We start from the raw sequence: 15,666 nt of genomic DNA, 5'->3' as shown, positions 1-15,666 counted from the left end.
CGCGTCGGCTCGGCGCGCCGGACGCCTTCCAGAAGCGCAGGCGGGTATCGGAGGCGCGAAAGCGGACGGTCCGGGCCATGGCGGGGGTTGATGCTCTCACAGCTTGATGCCAGCGGTGGATTCTGCTGGCGGACGCATTGATTTTTCCCGCGACCGGGAGCCTCGTTGCTGTGGTAGTTCAACGGGTTCCCTGGCGATTTGGAGCCTGGGGCCTGTGCCAGCCGTGCAATCCACCGCCGATATCCGAGAGATCCTCCCGCCTCAGGACACCCAGTGGCTCCGTGCCCTGAAGGCCGAAGTTCAACCCACGACCTTCAAGCAGGGGCGAGAGGTGGCGGAGTCGCGCCGCGTCTTCGGCCTCAATCGTGAAGGGGACCGCATCAGCGCCCAGGTCGCCGGTTCGTCCGGTGAGCGGTATCAGACGGCCCTGCATCTGGGGAATGGCCGAGCCACGTCGACCTGTACCTGCCCGTCGTGGAACGTCGAAGGCCCCCACTGCAAGCACGTGGTGGCCGCGGCGCTCATCTACGCCGCGCGCTTCCGTCCGCCCGGCCCGCCCGCGCCTCGCCCGGCCGAACCCGTCGCCGCCGCTCCCGAGCCGAAGGAAGCCGTCGTCGATGACGAGCCCCATGTGGAGCCGGTGCCGTCGAGCGGCGACCCGGTCAGCCTCCCGGCCCTGGCCAAGGTGGAGAGCTGGCTCGGTCTGTCTTCTCAGCCCGACTACGAGTTCTTCTACCGCCTCACGGCCGCCAGTACGGGGAACGGCAGCACCCGGCAGTGGATCATCGACGTGCGCCGGCAGGACGCGCAGACGAAAGGGCCCATCCACGTCAAGCGGCTGCTGCAGACGGGGGGCCGCATCTCCCCCGCGGACGAGCGCGTCTTCATGCAGCTGTCTCGCCACGAGCACCGCTATGACTCGCGCCTGGTCCTGTCCGACGAGGAGCTGAGCGAGGCGCTGGAGCTCTTGCGCCACCGCCGCGTCATCTACCGTGGCACGGCGCTCATCAACACCGAGGTGCCGGTGCGGCCCCAGATTCATCTGGAGTCCCGCCCGGACGGCGCCACCGCGCGCATCGAGCTGCTCTTCCCGGACAACGCGAGCTACGCGCTCAAGGACGTCATCCTCCTGTCGGGCCGGCGCACCTGGGTCATCCAGGGGCAGAACCTGCACCCGGTGGAGCCGGACTTCCCGCCGCGGCTGCTGCGCAAGTGGCTGCTCGAGCCCAGCATGTCCTTCCCCACGGGGCAGCTGGACCGGGTGCTGACCTTCTTCGCCGCGCACCTGCCGCGCTTCCGCATGGCGCTGAAGGCGGACGACATCGACGTGGACGAGGCCGTGGAGCCTCGCTTCATGCTCACGCTGGAAGGCAACCCCGAGCGCGTGAAGGTGCAACTGGCCGCCAAGTACGGCCAGACGACGGTGCCGGTGTCCCCCACGGCCACGCACCTGGGCTACGCCAGCGGCGTGGGCGGGGACAGCCGCAAGCTGTACCGCCGTCGCGAGGAGCTGGAGCGCGGCGCGGGGAAGCTGCTGCTGGACCTGGGCCTGCGCTTCGAGCCGCAGTCGCAGGTCTTCGACGCCACGGCCGACATCGCGCTGGAGTTCTGGGCCCGGGGCCTGGCCTCGCTCCCCGAGGACTGGGAGCGCTTTGGCGTGCAGGCCCCCAAGGTGCGCCTGCGTCCCAAGCTCAAGCCGCGCATCCGCGTGGGCATGAGCGGCGTGCAGTGGTTCGACCTGGATGCGGAGTTCGTCACCGACGACCAGGCCGTGGACCTGGGCGCGGTGCGCATGTGGCTGGACTCCGGCCGCCGCTTCGTCCCCCTGAAGGACGGTACCTTCGCGGAGGCGGACCCCGTCGAAATCAAGCGCGTGGCGGACCTGCTGGAGGAGGCCGGCGCGCTGCCGGGCCGCTCGCGGACGCGGCTGCCGCTGCACCAGGCCGTTGCGTTGGACCTGCTGGCGGACCTGGGGGAGTTCACCGAGGTGGAGGCCAAGGCGCGGCAGGCCATGATGGAGCTGCGCGAGTCGGCGGGCGTGCCGAAGGTGGGCGTCCCCGAGGGACTCCAGGCCACGCTGCGCCACTACCAGGAGGCGGGCCTGTCCTGGCTCTGGTTCCTGCGCCGGCACGGCCTGTCCGGCATCCTCGCGGACGACATGGGTCTGGGGAAGACCATCCAGTCGCTCAGCCTGATGCAGAAGGTGGCCAACGACGAGGGGCGCAAGCCGTCGCTCGTGGTGGCGCCCACCAGCGTGCTGGCCAACTGGGAGCGCGAGGCCGAGCGCTTCACGCCGGGCCTCAAGACGATGGTGTGGCACGGTCAGGACCGCAAGGAGCGGGCAGAGGACCTGAAGGGCATGGACCTGGTCCTCACGTCCTACGCGCTGGTCCGCCGTGACTTGGACCAGCTGTCCCAGGTGGGCTTCCGCTACATCATTCTGGACGAGGCGCAGAACATCAAGAACGCGGGCAGCGCCACCGCACAGGCGTGCAAGGCGCTCCCCAGCGAGACGCGTCTGGCGCTCACCGGTACGCCGCTGGAGAACCGCCTGTCGGAGCTCTGGAGCATCTTCGACTTCCTGATGCCGGGCTTCCTCGGCAGCTCGGATGGCTTCGGGGACCGTTACGAGCAGCCCATCCAGGTAGCCAACGACAGCACCGCGAAGGACCGGCTGCGCCGCCGCATCCAGCCCTTCATCCTGCGTCGCCTGAAGACGGAGGTGGCCAAGGACCTGCCGCCGAAGACGGAGAGCGTCGCCTGGTGCGAGATGGAGCCCGGTCAGGCCGCGCTCTATCGCGAGGTGCTGGAGGAGAGCCGCCGCAAGGTGCACGAGAGCATCGAGAAGGTGGGCTTCAAGCGCAGCCGCGTGTCGATTCTGGCCGCGCTGATGCGCCTGCGTCAGGTGTGCTGCGATCCGCGCCTGCTCAAGATGCCGCCCGGCACCCTGATGCCGCCCAGCGCGAAGGTGGAGCGCTTCCTCCAACTGGTGGAGGACCTGGTGGCGGAAGGCCACCGCGCGCTCGTCTTCAGCCAGTTCACGGAGATGCTGGAGCTGCTGAAGCAGGAGGCGGACAAGAAGGGCCTGCGCTACCTCTACCTGGACGGTCGCACCAAGGACCGCATGGGCAAGGTGGACGAGTACAACAACCCGGACGGTCCGCCGCTCTTCTTCATCTCCCTCAAGGCGGGCGGCACCGGCTTGAACCTCACCGCGGCCGACTACGTCATCCACTTCGACCCGTGGTGGAACCCCGCCGTCGAGGACCAGGCCACGGACCGTACGCACCGCATCGGGCAGACGCGCGCCGTCATCAGCTACAAGCTGATTACCCGCGGCACCGTGGAGGAGAAGATCCTCGCCCTCCAGCGCCGCAAGCGGGAGCTGGCCGCTGGCGTGCTCGGCGGGGAGGGTGACGAGCTGGGCCGGACGCTCACGGAGCAGGACATCCAGGAGCTCTTCACGGAAATCTGAGGACTTGCGAGGTTGGGGCCCCAACGAGGCCCCTTCCCCTCCCGCCCGCCATCCGTGCGCTCAACCCGAACGCCTGTGCAGTGTCAGTCGGACCTGCTAGGGTGTTCAGGTACCAGAGCCGTCGTACGGACATTGGAGGGCGCGCGTGCTGCTGGGTCTGCGGATTTCGAACGTGGCGGTGATCGAGGAGGTGGAGGTGGCGTTCGGAGCCGGCCTCACCGTCCTCACGGGTGAGACAGGTGCGGGCAAGTCCATCCTCGTGGATGCACTGGGCCTTTTGCTCGGGGGGCGCGCCGACGCGGATGTCATTCGCGCCGGTTGTGAGGAGGCGTCCGTGGAGGGCGTCTTCGCGCGGACTCCCGCGTTGGAGGCCCGGCTGGAGGAGCTGGGCCTGCCGGACCTGGGAGAAGAGGTGCTGGTGCGCCGGGTGCTGGGACGCACCGGGCGCGGCAAGGCCTACGTCAACGGCTCGCTGGTGACAGTGGGCGTGCTGGGCAAGCTCACGCGTGGGGCGGTGGACATCGCCGGCCAGCACGAGCACGTCAGCCTCTTTGATTCGGGCCTGCACCGGGTGCTGTTGGACAGGTACGGCAACCTGGAGGAGGTGCTCGCGGCCTTCTTCCGGGAGTACACCGGCCTGCGCGAGGTGGACGCGCGCATGGAGGCGCTGGGCGGAGACGAGGCGAAGGTGCGCGAGCGCGCCGAGTTCCTGCGCTTCCAGCTCGATGAAATCACGCGCCTGGACCCGGAGGCCGGCGAGGACGCGCGGCTGGACGCGGAGCGCAAGCGGCTGGGCGGCGCGGAGAAGCTCAAGCGCCACGCCTCGGAAGCGGAGCTGCTGGTGTCCGGCGAGGAGCAGTCCGCCGTGGAGACGGTGGGCCGCGCGCTGGGGCTGGTGCACGAATCGGTGAAGTGTGACGCCACGCTGGCGCCGGTGGCGCAGGCGCTGAGCACCGCGCTGTCGGAGCTGGAGGAGGCGCAGCGGCGGCTCAACCGGTACGTGGAGGGGCTGGAGTCGGACCCTTCGCGGCTGGCGGACGTGGAGGAGCGGCTGGACGCGCTCAAGCGTCTGTGCCGCAAGCACGGCACGCACCTGGAGGGCCTGCTGAAGAAGCGGGGCGAAATCGAGGTGGAGCTGGGCACGCTGGAGAACCGGAAGGAAATCCTGGAAGAGCTGGCCGCCGACCGCCGCAAGGTGGAGGAGCGGGCCCGGAAGGCCGCCGCGGCACTGACACGGGCGCGTGCGGCCAGTGCGGTGACGTTCGCCGCGCAGGTGCGCGAGGGCCTGGGGCAGCTGGCCATGGGCAAGGCGGCCTTCGAGGTGCGGGTGACGCCATCGGAGTCGCTGCGCCCGGACGGCATGGATGACGTGGAGTTCTTCTTCAGCGCGAACCCTGGCGAGCCGCCGCGAGCGCTGGCGAAGGTGGCCTCTGGCGGTGAGGCGAGCCGGCTGCTGCTGGCACTCAAGAAGGCCCTGGCGGACAGTGACGGGGGCGGGTGCTACATCCTGGACGAAGCGGACGCGGGCGTCAGCGGCGCCATCGCGGACGTGGTGGGGCGGATGATCAAGGAGGTGAGCAGTCACCGTCAGGTGCTCTGCATCACCCACCTGCCGCAGGTGGCCGCCTATGCGGATGCCCACCTGCTCATCCGCAAGGGCCTCAAGGGCGAGCGCACTGTCTCGGAGGTGGTGGTGCTGGAGGCGGGGGCAGAACGGACCCGGGAGCTGGCGCGGATGATGTCGGGGGTCGAGGTGACGCGTGAGGCCCTGGGAGCGGCGGAGGCCCTGGTGCGTTCTGCCAACAGGGCGCTAGGGACCCGGGCCCGCAGGGAGTCTGGACCGGAGGGTGCCCCCCGGGGTCGGCTCCGACGCACCGCGTGAAATGCGCCAGTTGCATCCGTGTCCTTGCCCCATCCTTGGGCCTCACATAGCATCCCGGGTGTGTCCAGCACCGCAGGGCAGACCGCGGCCTCCCGCTTGAAGATAATTTCCGCCGGCCTGACGGATGTCGGGCGCAAACGTAATCACAACGAGGACAGCTTCCTCATTGATGATGAGCTCCAGCTCTACGTCGTGGCCGACGGAATGGGCGGCCATGCGGGTGGGGGCACTGCGTCCCGCATCGCGGTGGAGACCATCGACAAAGAGATGCGCCGGGCGCGGGAAGGCAAGGACAACCCCTTCCTTTCCGTCCCGAATCTCCAGGACTCTCCGATTCCGGAGGCGCTGCGCACCGCCGTGGAGCGGGCCTGTCTGGCCATCTTCACGGCCGCGCAGGAAGATGCGCGGCTGTCCGGCATGGGCACCACCGTCATCTCCCTGGTGGTGCGCGACGAGCACGCCTTCTTCGCTCATGTGGGTGACAGCCGCGCGTACCTCATCCGCGGCGACCTCATCCAGCAGATCTCCGAGGACCACTCGCTGGTCAACGAGCAGATCAAGGCGGGGATGATTACCCCGGAAGAGGCGAAGCACTCCCGCTACAAGAACATCATCACCCGCTCCGTCGGCTTCGAGGAGGAGGTGCAGGTGGACGTCATGGGGCTGGTGTCAGAGCCCGGCGACGTCTTTCTCCTCTGTTCGGACGGCCTCGCGAACATGATGGAGGACCGGGAGATCCACGAAACCGTGGTGAAGGCGCGGACCTTTGAAGAGGTCCCCAAGCGTCTCATCGACTTCGCCAACGAGCGTGGCGGTGACGATAACATCACCGTCATCGTCGTGCGAGTGGAAGCCTGACACACCCAGAGTCTGCACGTGGCCTGCAGACCTCCCTGCGGGTCTGTTGACCTTGACACTCTTCGAATGTGAGTGGTAGCTGCCCCAACGTTTCCAGCCGAGTCGAAATGCCGGTGGGCGACGAAGCGGGAGGGGTAGGCGGCGGGGGGAGGTGTTGCGCGAGAGCAAGCGACTTAGCTTGCTGCGCCAGTAGTCCCACGCAAGCAGGGGAGCTGTCCCGTGGCGAAAAAGTCCTTCACACTGATGGTGATTCCGGACCATGACGCTCCGGTCAAGCGGTACACCATCCAGCGGTCCTTTCTCACCCAGGTGGGGATGGGACTGATGCTCGTGGTGGGACTGGGCGTGGGTGCGAGCGTGCACTACTTCCAGGTGGCCGCGGACGCCTCCGAGAACCGCATCCTTCGCGAAGAGAACCTGACGCTGCGCTCGCAGCTCAAGTCGGTGCGTGAGCGCATCGAGCACATCGGCTCCACGTTGGACCGGGTGGAGCGCTTCGACCAGAAGCTGCGCGCGGTGACGCTGCTGTCCGATCCTCAGCGCAACCTGGCCATGGGCCCGACGGAGCCCGAGGCGGGCACGTCCGCGCCTGCCACGGACACGCAATTCACGCAGCTGACCTCCACGGAGACGCCCAAGGCGCTGATGGGCCGGTTGGACCGCCTGAGCGCGGAGGCCACCCGCCAGGAGCAGAGCCTCCAGGAGCTGCAGGCCTACTTCCAGGACCAGAAGTCACTGCTGGCCTCCACTCCGTCCATCTGGCCCGCGCGCGGCTGGGTGACGAGTGATTTCGGCTCGCGCCTGGACCCGTACACCGCGGACCGCGTCATGCACGGCGGCATGGACATCGCGGCGCCGCACGGCAAGGAAGTCTTCGCGCCGTCGGACGGCACGGTGGTGTTCGCGGGCCTGGAGGGCGGCTACGGCAACGTGCTCGTCATCGACCATGGCTACGGCATCAAGACGCGCTACGGCCACCTGTCGAAGATGCTGGTGAAGGCCGGCGACAAGGTGAAGCGCGGCATGCACATCGCCGCCGTCGGCAACACCGGCCGCTCCACGGGCCCGCACCTCCACTACGAGGTCCGCGTCAACGGCATCGGGCAGAATCCCCGCAAGTTCATCCTCGAGGAGTAGCCGGCGCGGAGGGATGACGTCTCGGTGGTTCGTCGAGGCGCCTCGCTGCGGACGGAAGGAGCGCGCTCCCGTGGAAGCCCGAAGGGCTCCGGGAGCGGTTGGTGGATGAGGCCCCCTTCTCCGGACGCAAGGAACGCTCCCCTGTGAGCACCCTTGAGGCTCCGGGAGCGCGTGCATTGGCCGCCCCCCAGCGAGGACGGCCAGAATGGCCTGGCTCTCAGAGCGTCGCGGGGCCGGGAATGGAACCGTCAAGCCGGATGCGCCTGCGCTGAAGCCCTTGTGCGCGGCCGGTGCGCTCCATGACGTGGGTGCGCTCCAGCTCCGCCCACAGCAGCGGTCCCAGCACCTGCCAGTGCGAGGGCGCGTCCACCGTCAACTCCAGCAGGCTCACCGTCCATGAGGGCACGTCCGCGTCGGGCGTTCCCGGGGGCAGCACCGCGCGCACGCCCTGCGCCAACCGTTCGCGCGTCGGCGCGGCGAGGTGCTCCTCCACCGTGAGCTGCGACGTCGGCACGAGCAGGGCGGCGAACGCGTCCGCGTGGATGCGCACCACCTTCGCGCCGGGGTACTGAGCGGAGAGAGACTCCACGGTGGCGCGCAGCACCGCGTCCCCGGTGGGGAAGCCGAAGCGGGCGTTGACGTTGATCATCCCCTGCACGTCCGCGATGACGGCGCCCACGCGCCACCCGTCATGATGGCCGTGGGTGGACAAGTCGTACTCCTCCTTGAGGAGGTTGCCCTGGGTGAGCGCCGGCACCTGGAGCGCGCCCGTTTTCGCGTCCGGCTGGCCACGCCGGGCCTGCTCCGCCTGGATGAGCACCTCCACGGCGGCCTGCACCGGGGCCTGGGGGCTGCGGGTGAGCACCCAGGGATGGAGGGCGATGAGGGCGGTGGCCGTGGCGTCGTCGAGTGGGTAGGGCATTGCGCTCCTTGTGTAGCGCGTCCATCGCGAAGGCGCAGGGGCTCACTTCATCTTGTGCGCGGTGACGGTGACCTCATCCCGGTCATGGTAGAGCTGGCGGACGGTGAGCCCCTCCCAGCCGCCCTCCTGGACGAGCGTGTGGCGCACCCGCAGCAGGAGGGGGTTCTTGTCCTTCATGGGCAGCTTGATGTTGGCCACCAGGTGCTGCGCCCAACCGCGGCGCCCCCATTTGGCCAGCAGCTGCGCCACTTCCAGGGGGCGCCACGCCATGTCACAGAAGAGCCAGTCCGCCGGCTCGTCGGGCGCATAGGCGAAGGCGCTCTCCTGGACGTGCTTCACGCGCGGATTCCCCGTCAGCTCCGGCATCAGCCGGGCCGGGTCCACCGCCACCACCTTCGCCCCGCGGCTCACCAGCCGCTGCGTCCAGCCGCCCGGCGCCGCGCCCAGGTCCACGCACACATCGCCGCGCCCAGGCTCGAAGGCCAGTCCGTCCAGGGCCTCCTCCAGCTTCATGGCCGCGCGCGACGGCGCGTCTCCCGCCCGCCGCATGCGCCTGCGTCCGCCCGCCGCCAGGGACACGGCCTCGCGCGCGTGCACCGCGCCCACCACCGTCACCTCATCCGGCGCCACACACAGGGACACCAGCAGCGCCCCCGCCTCGCGTGCCCGCTGGGCGTCCTCGATGCGGCGCTCTGCCGGCAGCCTGGCGGACACGGCGGATTCCAGGGCTTCCGCCACAGGGGCCAGGGCGTTGCCACGCGGGGTGTCGGGCGTGAAGGCCTGCACCGCCCAGGGCGCCCGCCCGGGAAGCGCCAGCACGGCCCGGGCCGCCGCGTCGGCGATGGCTTCGGGGTTCGTGGCTGTCAGGGTGACCGCCACCTGATAGCCTGCGCGGGCGAAGGCGGGCGGAGGGCCGGAGACGGCGTCACTCTCCACCAGGGCTTCGCCCAGCAGACGGGGCTCGGCGCCGGCCCATTCCAGCTCCTCGAAGAGGTGGGCCTCGAAACCCGCGCGGCAGGTCCACAGCCAGCGCCCGGGCCGGGCGGCCAGGGTCCGGGCGGGCATGGCGGGGACCTTGGCACGGGGAGGGACCCTGGGGGCGGGCGGCGCGGTGTGTGCAGGGGGCTTGCCCCCGGGGGCAGGGCCCTGGCGGTTAGGCGGCGCTCCGGGGCGGCCCGGATGGCGGGAGGGAGGTCGTCGTGAAGGCCGGGAGGGGCCTCGGCGTTGATTTCGTGTGGGGGACATTGCGTGGGCTGGGTTCCGCTTTACTCTGAGCCGCTGCGTGGTGGGCGGCCTGCCGAGTGGAAGTTTCGGCGGACGCACGTGGTTTCCATACGTTTCTCCCTTACACCTCCAGGGATTTCCCTTCACTCGCCGCCGTCCTTCGAGGATTCTCCGGCGAGAGAGCCGACCGAATGATCGAATGGACGCTGAAGAAACTGATTGGGACCAAGAACGAGCGCGAGCTCAAGAAGGCCCACGCGAAGGTCGCCCGGGTCAATGAGCTGGAAACCCGCATGCGGGCCCTCAAGGACGAGGACTTCGTCTCCGAGACGAACCGCATGCGGCAGGAGATCCAGAACGGCCGTTCGCTGGACGACCTGCTCTTCGAGGCCTTTGCCATCACCCGTGAGGCGGCGCGCCGCGTCATCGGCCAGCGGCACTATGACGTGCAGCTCATTGGCGGCATGTTCCTCCACGAGGGCTGCATCGCGGAGATGCGCACCGGTGAAGGCAAGACGCTGACGGCGACGCTGCCCACCTACCTCAACGCGCTGTCCGGCCGGGGCGTGCACGTCGTCACGGTGAACGACTACCTGGCCCGCCGCGACGCGGAGTGGATGGGGCGCGTCTACCGCTTCCTGGGCATGACGACGGGCTGCGTGCTGCACGAGCTGAACGACAAGCAGCGGCAGGAGGCGTACCGCTCGGACATCACCTACGGGCAGAACAACGAGTTCGGCTTCGACTACCTGCGCGACAACATGAAGTTCCGCCTGCAGGACTACGTCCAGCGCGAGCTGAACTTCGCCATCGTCGACGAGGTGGACTCCATCCTCATCGACGAGGCCCGCACGCCGCTCATCATCTCCGGTCCCACCGAGGACAGCACCGACAAGTACTACCGGGTGGACCAGGTCATCCCCGGGCTGGTGCCTGACCAGGACTACACCCTGGACGAGAAGCACCGCTCCGTGTCGCTCACGGATGACGGCATCGAGAAGCTCCAGAAGCGGCTGGGTGTGGGCAACCTGTACGACCCGGGCGAAATCGAGATGCTGCACCACGTGGACCAGGCCCTGCGCGCGCACACGCTCTACAAGCGCGACAAGGACTACGTGGTGAAGGACGGCGAGGTCGTCATCGTCGACGAGTTCACCGGCCGCCAGATGCCGGGACGCCGCTGGTCGGACGGCCTTCACCAGGCCATCGAGGCCAAGGAAGGCGTGAAGATCGAGAACGAGAACCAGACGCTCGCGACCGTCTCGTTCCAGAACTACTTCCGCATGTACTCCAAGCTGGCCGGCATGACGGGCACGGCGGACACGGAGGCGGAGGAGTTCGCCAAGATCTACAACCTCGACGTGCGCGTCATCCCCACCAACCGTCCGCCCATCCGCAAGGACCTGCAGGACGTGGTGTACAAGACGGAGCGCGAGAAGTTCGAGGCGGTGGCGGCGGAGATCGAGGAGCTGCACAAGAACGGGCAGCCGGTGCTCGTCGGCACGGTGTCCATCGCCAAGAGCGAGGTGGTGGCCAGCTTCCTCAAGAAGCGCGGCATCCCGCACAACGTCCTCAACGCCAAGCAGCACCAGCGCGAGGCGGACATCGTCGCGCAGGCCGGCCGCAAGGGCGCTGTCACCATCTCCACCAACATGGCCGGCCGCGGAACGGACATCCTCCTGGGTGGTAACGCGGAGGTCCTGGCCAAGGCGTCCATGGGGCCGCCGCCCGAGCCGCCCACGTCGGCCCCGGACGGGCAGCCGCTGGACCTGACGGCCTACGAGGCGGAGCTCGCGGCGTGGGAGCAGAAGTTCGCCGACACCAAGGCGAAGCTCGAGGAGCAGACGAAGAAGGAGCGCGAGGAGGTCCACAACGCCGGCGGCCTCTTCATCATCGGCACCGAGCGCCACGAGTCGCGCCGCGTGGACAACCAGCTGCGTGGCCGCGCCGGCCGCCAGGGTGACCCGGGTGGCAGCCGCTTCTTCCTGTCGCTCGAGGACGACCTGATGCGCATCTTCGGGTCCGAGCGCATCCAGGGCCTGATGGAGCGGCTGGGCATGGAGGAGGGCGAGGTCATCGAGCACGTGTGGCTGTCACGTGCCATCGAGGGCGCCCAGAAGCGGGTCGAAGGCCACAACTTCGACATCCGCAAGAACCTCCTCGAGTACGACGACGTGATGAACCAGCAGCGCCGCACCATCTACAAGCTGCGTCGCCAGGTGCTGGCCGCGGGCGCGGGCGTGCCGCTGGTGGAGTACGACGAGGATCCGAAGACGCGCATCAAGACGCGCTCCGAGCGGACCGTCAGCTGGGCGGACTTCCGCGAGCTGATCCTGGACTCGATGGAGGACGTCATCGTGTCCCTCACCGACACCTACGCGCCCACCCGGGGCGTGGAGGGCTGGGACATCGCCGCGCTCCAGCAGGGCGTGAAGGAGACCTTCAACCTCGAGATGAACTTCGAGGGCGTGGGCAACCGCGAGGAGCTCCAGGAGCACATCTACAAGGCGGCGGAGAAGGTCTTCCAGGCGCGCGAGGAGGAGTTCGGCGAGAACTTCATGCGCTTCCTCCAGTACAACTACCTGGCGACCATCGACCGGCTCTGGAAGGACCACCTGCTGGCCATGGACCACCTGCGCCAGGGCATCGGCCTGCGCGGCTACGGCCAGAAGGACCCAAAGCAGGAGTACAAGAAGGAGGGCTACCAGGGCTTCATCCAGATGCTCTCCGCCATCAAGGCGCAGTTCGTCACCCAGCTCATGCATGTGCAGCCCCGCTCCGCCTCCAGCGCGGCGGAAGAGGCCGCCCGCATCCAGCGCCAGCTCGCGCAGCAGCAGAAGAAGGCGGTGGAGGGACGCGCCACGGCGGACGGCAAGCTGGATGAGGGCTCGGTGGCCGCGGCGGCGCGTCCGGCGGCGGCCAGCAGGCCGGCGGTGGGCCGCAACGACCCCTGCCCGTGCGGCAGCGGCCGGAAGTACAAGAAGTGCCACGGTGCCTCGGAGGCCAGCGTCTAGGACGCGGGCTGACTGACAGGCTCATCGTGGAGGACGCCGGCGCGGCGCCAACCCTTCTGGGGAGGCACCGCGCCGGTGCTGTACTGGCGAGGGGAAAGGGCCTCGCTGGGACGATCGGAGGGCGGGGGAGCGGCATGAGCCGTCCCTGCCCGGACGGGCGGTGCGGCGAAGCTTGCGCGGCCCGGAGGGGTTCTGTTAAGGACGCCCCGCCCCACGGTATGGGGTCGGGGGGCAGTCGACCCCAGGCAGTACTCACTACACACACGTCCGTGCCGGTCGCCGGTGCTTCCGTGGGTGAGGGCCTCTCCTCGGAGAGGAGCTCCTCCTCGGTCGTTTCGGCCGGAAGGTTTGCTCGGGCGTGGCGGAACAACCGGAGAGACGACATGGAAACGCAGGACACGCAGACGCAGCAGCAGGCGATGGCCGCCGCCGGTGGCATCACGATGAGGCAGCTCCTGGAGGCCGGTGTTCACTTCGGCCACCAGACGAAGCGCTGGAACCCGAAGATGAAGCCGTTCATCTTCGGCGCTCGCAACGGCATCTACATCATCGACCTGCAGAAGACGGTCGTGATGGCCCGCTCGGCGTTCCGCTTCGTGGCGGACATCACCGCGCGCGGTGGCTCGGTGCTCTTCGTCGGCACCAAGAAGCAGGCGCAGGACGTGGTCCGCGAGGAGGCCTCGCGCGCCGGTCAGTTCTTCGTCACCAGCCGCTGGCTGGGTGGCACGCTGACCAACTTCAAGACCATCAAGCAGGGCATCGACCGCCTGAAGACGCTGGAGAAGATGGCCGAGGACGGCACCTTCGAGCGCCTGCCCAAGAAGGAAGTCGCCCAGCTCGAGCGTGAGCGCGAGAAGCTGGAGAAGAACCTGGGCGGCGTGAAGGAGATGTCGAAGCTGCCCCGCTGCGTCTTCGTCATCGACCCGAAGAAGGAGCACATCGCCATCCACGAGGCGGGCCGCCTGGGCATCCCGGTCATCGGCCTGGTGGACACCAACTGCGATCCGGACGGCATCGACTTCGTCATCCCCGGCAACGACGACGCCATCCGCTCCATCAAGCTGTTCACCTCCAAGATCGCCGAGGCCTGCCTCGAGGGCGCCGCGCGTTACCGCGCCTCGGGCGCCGCCGAGCGCGACGAGCAGGAGGAGCGCGAGGGCCGTGACGACCGTGGCGACCGCCGCGATGACCGCCGTGGCCCGCGCCGCGGTGACCGCCGCGACGACCGTCGCGACCGGGGTGGTGACCGTGGCGGCGACCGCCGTGGCCCCCTCGTTGAGATGAAGGGCGCGGCCCCTGTCGCGTCCACCGAGCCGGCCGCCGAGGCCGCTCCCGAGGGTGAGGCGGCGGCCGAGTAGCCGTCCCTTCCTCACGTCAGTGCCGAAGCGGCCGGGTGGCAACAGTTCGCCAGCTCCCCGGCCGCCTCTGTTTCCCTGGTGTCGCAGTATCCCCTTGAACTTACAATGCTCCGCCCGGCGCAGTGCGCCTTGGAGTGGCGGAGGCAGGAGACGACGATGGCCGAAGTTAGCGCCCAGATGGTGAAGGAGCTCCGCGAGCGGACCAACGCGGGCATGATGGACTGCAAGAAGGCGCTCGCCGAGTCGGGTGGCGACTTCGCCAAGGCCGAGGAGTGGCTGCGCAAGAAGGGCATCGCCAAGGCCGCTGGCAAGGAAGGCCGCGTTGCCTCCGAAGGCGTCATCGGCACCTACGTCCACAGTGGCCGCATCGGCGTCATCGTCGAGGTGAACTGCGAGACGGACTTCGTCGCTCGCAACCCCGACTTCCAGGACCTGGTGAAGGACGTGGCCATGCAGATTGCCGCGGCCGGCCCCAAGTTCGTCCGTCGTGAGGAGGTCCCCACGGACAACCTGGACAAGGAGAAGGACATCCAGCGCGAGATCCTCAAGCAGCAGGGCAAGCCTGAGGCGATGCTGGAGAAGATCCTCGTCGGGAAGATGGAGAAGTACTACGAGGGCGTGTGCCTCGTGGACCAGCTCTGGGTGAAGGACGACAAGAAGAAGGTCGGCGAGATGATTTCCGAGCGCGCCGCGAAGATTGGCGAGAAGGTCTCCGTGCGCCGCTTCGTCCGCTACGAGCTGGGTGAGGGCATCGAGAAGAAGAAGGACGACCTCGCCGCCGAAGTCGCCAAGACGCTGGGCCAGGCGTAAGGCCTCCGCGGTCCCCTCGGGGCCGCGAGCCTGGACGCAGGGCTGACAAGGGCCGCGCGCACCGGAAACACCCCCCCACGGGGCGTCCGGGCGACGCGGCCCTCGCTTTTGCGGGTCTGATCGGCCCCTCCCCGTGCGACCGCCAGCGGACGATGTGGGGCCGGCCCACCGACTCCAGCGTTGATCCCTCGCGGAGCGGGGGATAGAAGCGGTGGCGCATGTCCTCCGACACGAAGAAGCCGCTCCCGTATCAGCGCATTCTCCTCAAGCTCTCGGGCGAGGCCCTGATGGGGGAGGGGAAGTACGGCATCCATCCGCCCACGCTGATGGGCATCGCCGAGGAAGTCATCGAGCTGGCGCAGGCGGGCGTGGAGGTCGCGCTGGTGATTGGCGGCGGCAACATCTTCCGGGGCGTCGCGGGCGCCACGGAGGGCATGGACCGCGCCAGCGCCGACTACATGGGCATGCTGGCCACCTGCATCAACTCCATGGCCATGCAGGACGCGCTGGAGAAGAAGGGTCTGCACACGCGCGTGCTGTCCGCCATCAAGATGGAGCAGATTGCCGAGCCGTACATCCGCCGGCGCGCCGTGCGCCACCTGGAGAAAGGCCGCGTGGTGATTTTCGCGGCGGGCACCGGCAACCCGTACTTCACCACCGACACCGCCGCCTCCCTGCGCGCCATGGAAATCAACGCGCAGGTCATCCTGAAGGCAACCAAGGTGGACGGGGTGTACAGCGCGGACCCGAAGAAGGACCCCACCGCACGGCGCTATCGGTCGCTGACTTACATGGACGTGTTGAAGCAGAATCTCAACGTCATGGACTCCACGGCCATCTCGCTGTGCATGGACAACAAGCTGCCCATCATCGTGTTCGACCTGACGCAGCGGGGCAACATCCGCCGCGCGGTGCTGGGTGACGGGGACATTGGTACGTTGGTGGGTGGCAGCGAGACGGTCTGGGCCTGAGTCCCGACCCACCGG

General features: G+C 68.7%; 10 protein-coding genes. 8 read left to right on the top strand and 2 right to left on the bottom strand.

Annotation, left to right across the window (positions count from 1 at the left end; genetic code table 11):
- The first annotated feature begins 214 nt into the window (after window positions 1-214).
- From BLU09_RS13690 to BLU09_RS13675, 4 genes are all read left to right on the top strand, one after another.
- Entirely contained in the window at window positions 215-3,475 is a 3,261-nt protein-coding gene (locus BLU09_RS13690) for a DEAD/DEAH box helicase (protein WP_373284035.1), read from the top strand.
- A gap of 145 nt (window positions 3,476-3,620) precedes the next feature.
- On the top strand, window positions 3,621-5,357 hold the full coding sequence (gene recN / locus BLU09_RS13685; protein WP_090490005.1) for a DNA repair protein RecN: 1,737 nt from the start codon (window positions 3,621-3,623) through the stop codon (window positions 5,355-5,357).
- Window positions 5,358-5,417: 60 nt separating this feature from the next.
- Window positions 5,418-6,215, top strand: coding sequence for a Stp1/IreP family PP2C-type Ser/Thr phosphatase (locus BLU09_RS13680; RefSeq protein WP_011555314.1), 798 nt, complete (start codon window positions 5,418-5,420; stop codon window positions 6,213-6,215).
- 219 nt (window positions 6,216-6,434) lie between these two features.
- Window positions 6,435-7,352, top strand: a complete 918-nt coding sequence (locus BLU09_RS13675) for a M23 family metallopeptidase (protein WP_011555313.1) — start codon at window positions 6,435-6,437, stop codon at window positions 7,350-7,352.
- A 217-nt stretch (window positions 7,353-7,569) separates the two neighbouring features.
- Here BLU09_RS13675 and BLU09_RS13670 read toward each other — a convergent pair whose 3' ends face one another.
- A complete protein-coding gene (locus BLU09_RS13670) occupies window positions 7,570-8,274 on the bottom strand; it encodes a nucleotidyl cyclase domain-containing protein (protein ID WP_090490004.1) in 705 nt (234 codons plus the stop codon).
- 42 nt (window positions 8,275-8,316) lie between these two features.
- A complete protein-coding gene (rlmM, locus tag BLU09_RS13665; protein ID WP_090490003.1) occupies window positions 8,317-9,339 on the bottom strand; it encodes a 23S rRNA (cytidine(2498)-2'-O)-methyltransferase RlmM in 1,023 nt (340 codons plus the stop codon).
- A gap of 350 nt (window positions 9,340-9,689) precedes the next feature.
- Between rlmM and secA the strand changes: the two genes are divergently transcribed.
- The 4 genes from secA (at window position 9,690) to pyrH (ending at window position 15,651) form a co-directional block, all read left to right on the top strand.
- Window positions 9,690-12,512 (top strand): preprotein translocase subunit SecA, encoded by a 2,823-nt coding sequence (secA, locus tag BLU09_RS13660; protein WP_090490002.1) that lies wholly within the window; start codon window positions 9,690-9,692, stop codon window positions 12,510-12,512.
- Window positions 12,513-12,895: 383 nt separating this feature from the next.
- Window positions 12,896-13,870 (top strand): 30S ribosomal protein S2, encoded by a 975-nt coding sequence (rpsB, locus tag BLU09_RS13655; protein ID WP_141589136.1) that lies wholly within the window; start codon window positions 12,896-12,898, stop codon window positions 13,868-13,870.
- 156 nt (window positions 13,871-14,026) lie between these two features.
- Entirely contained in the window at window positions 14,027-14,680 is a 654-nt protein-coding gene (gene tsf, locus BLU09_RS13650; RefSeq protein WP_090490001.1) for a translation elongation factor Ts, read from the top strand.
- A 218-nt stretch (window positions 14,681-14,898) separates the two neighbouring features.
- Window positions 14,899-15,651, top strand: a complete 753-nt coding sequence (gene pyrH / locus BLU09_RS13645; protein ID WP_090490000.1) for a UMP kinase — start codon at window positions 14,899-14,901, stop codon at window positions 15,649-15,651.
- Window positions 15,652-15,666 lie beyond the last annotated feature (15 nt).

The organism is Myxococcus virescens (assembly GCF_900101905.1).
Taxonomy (GTDB): domain Bacteria; phylum Myxococcota; class Myxococcia; order Myxococcales; family Myxococcaceae; genus Myxococcus; species Myxococcus virescens.
Note: the sequence above shows the minus strand (reverse complement) of the source record. Positions and strands in the feature narration are given on the sequence as shown.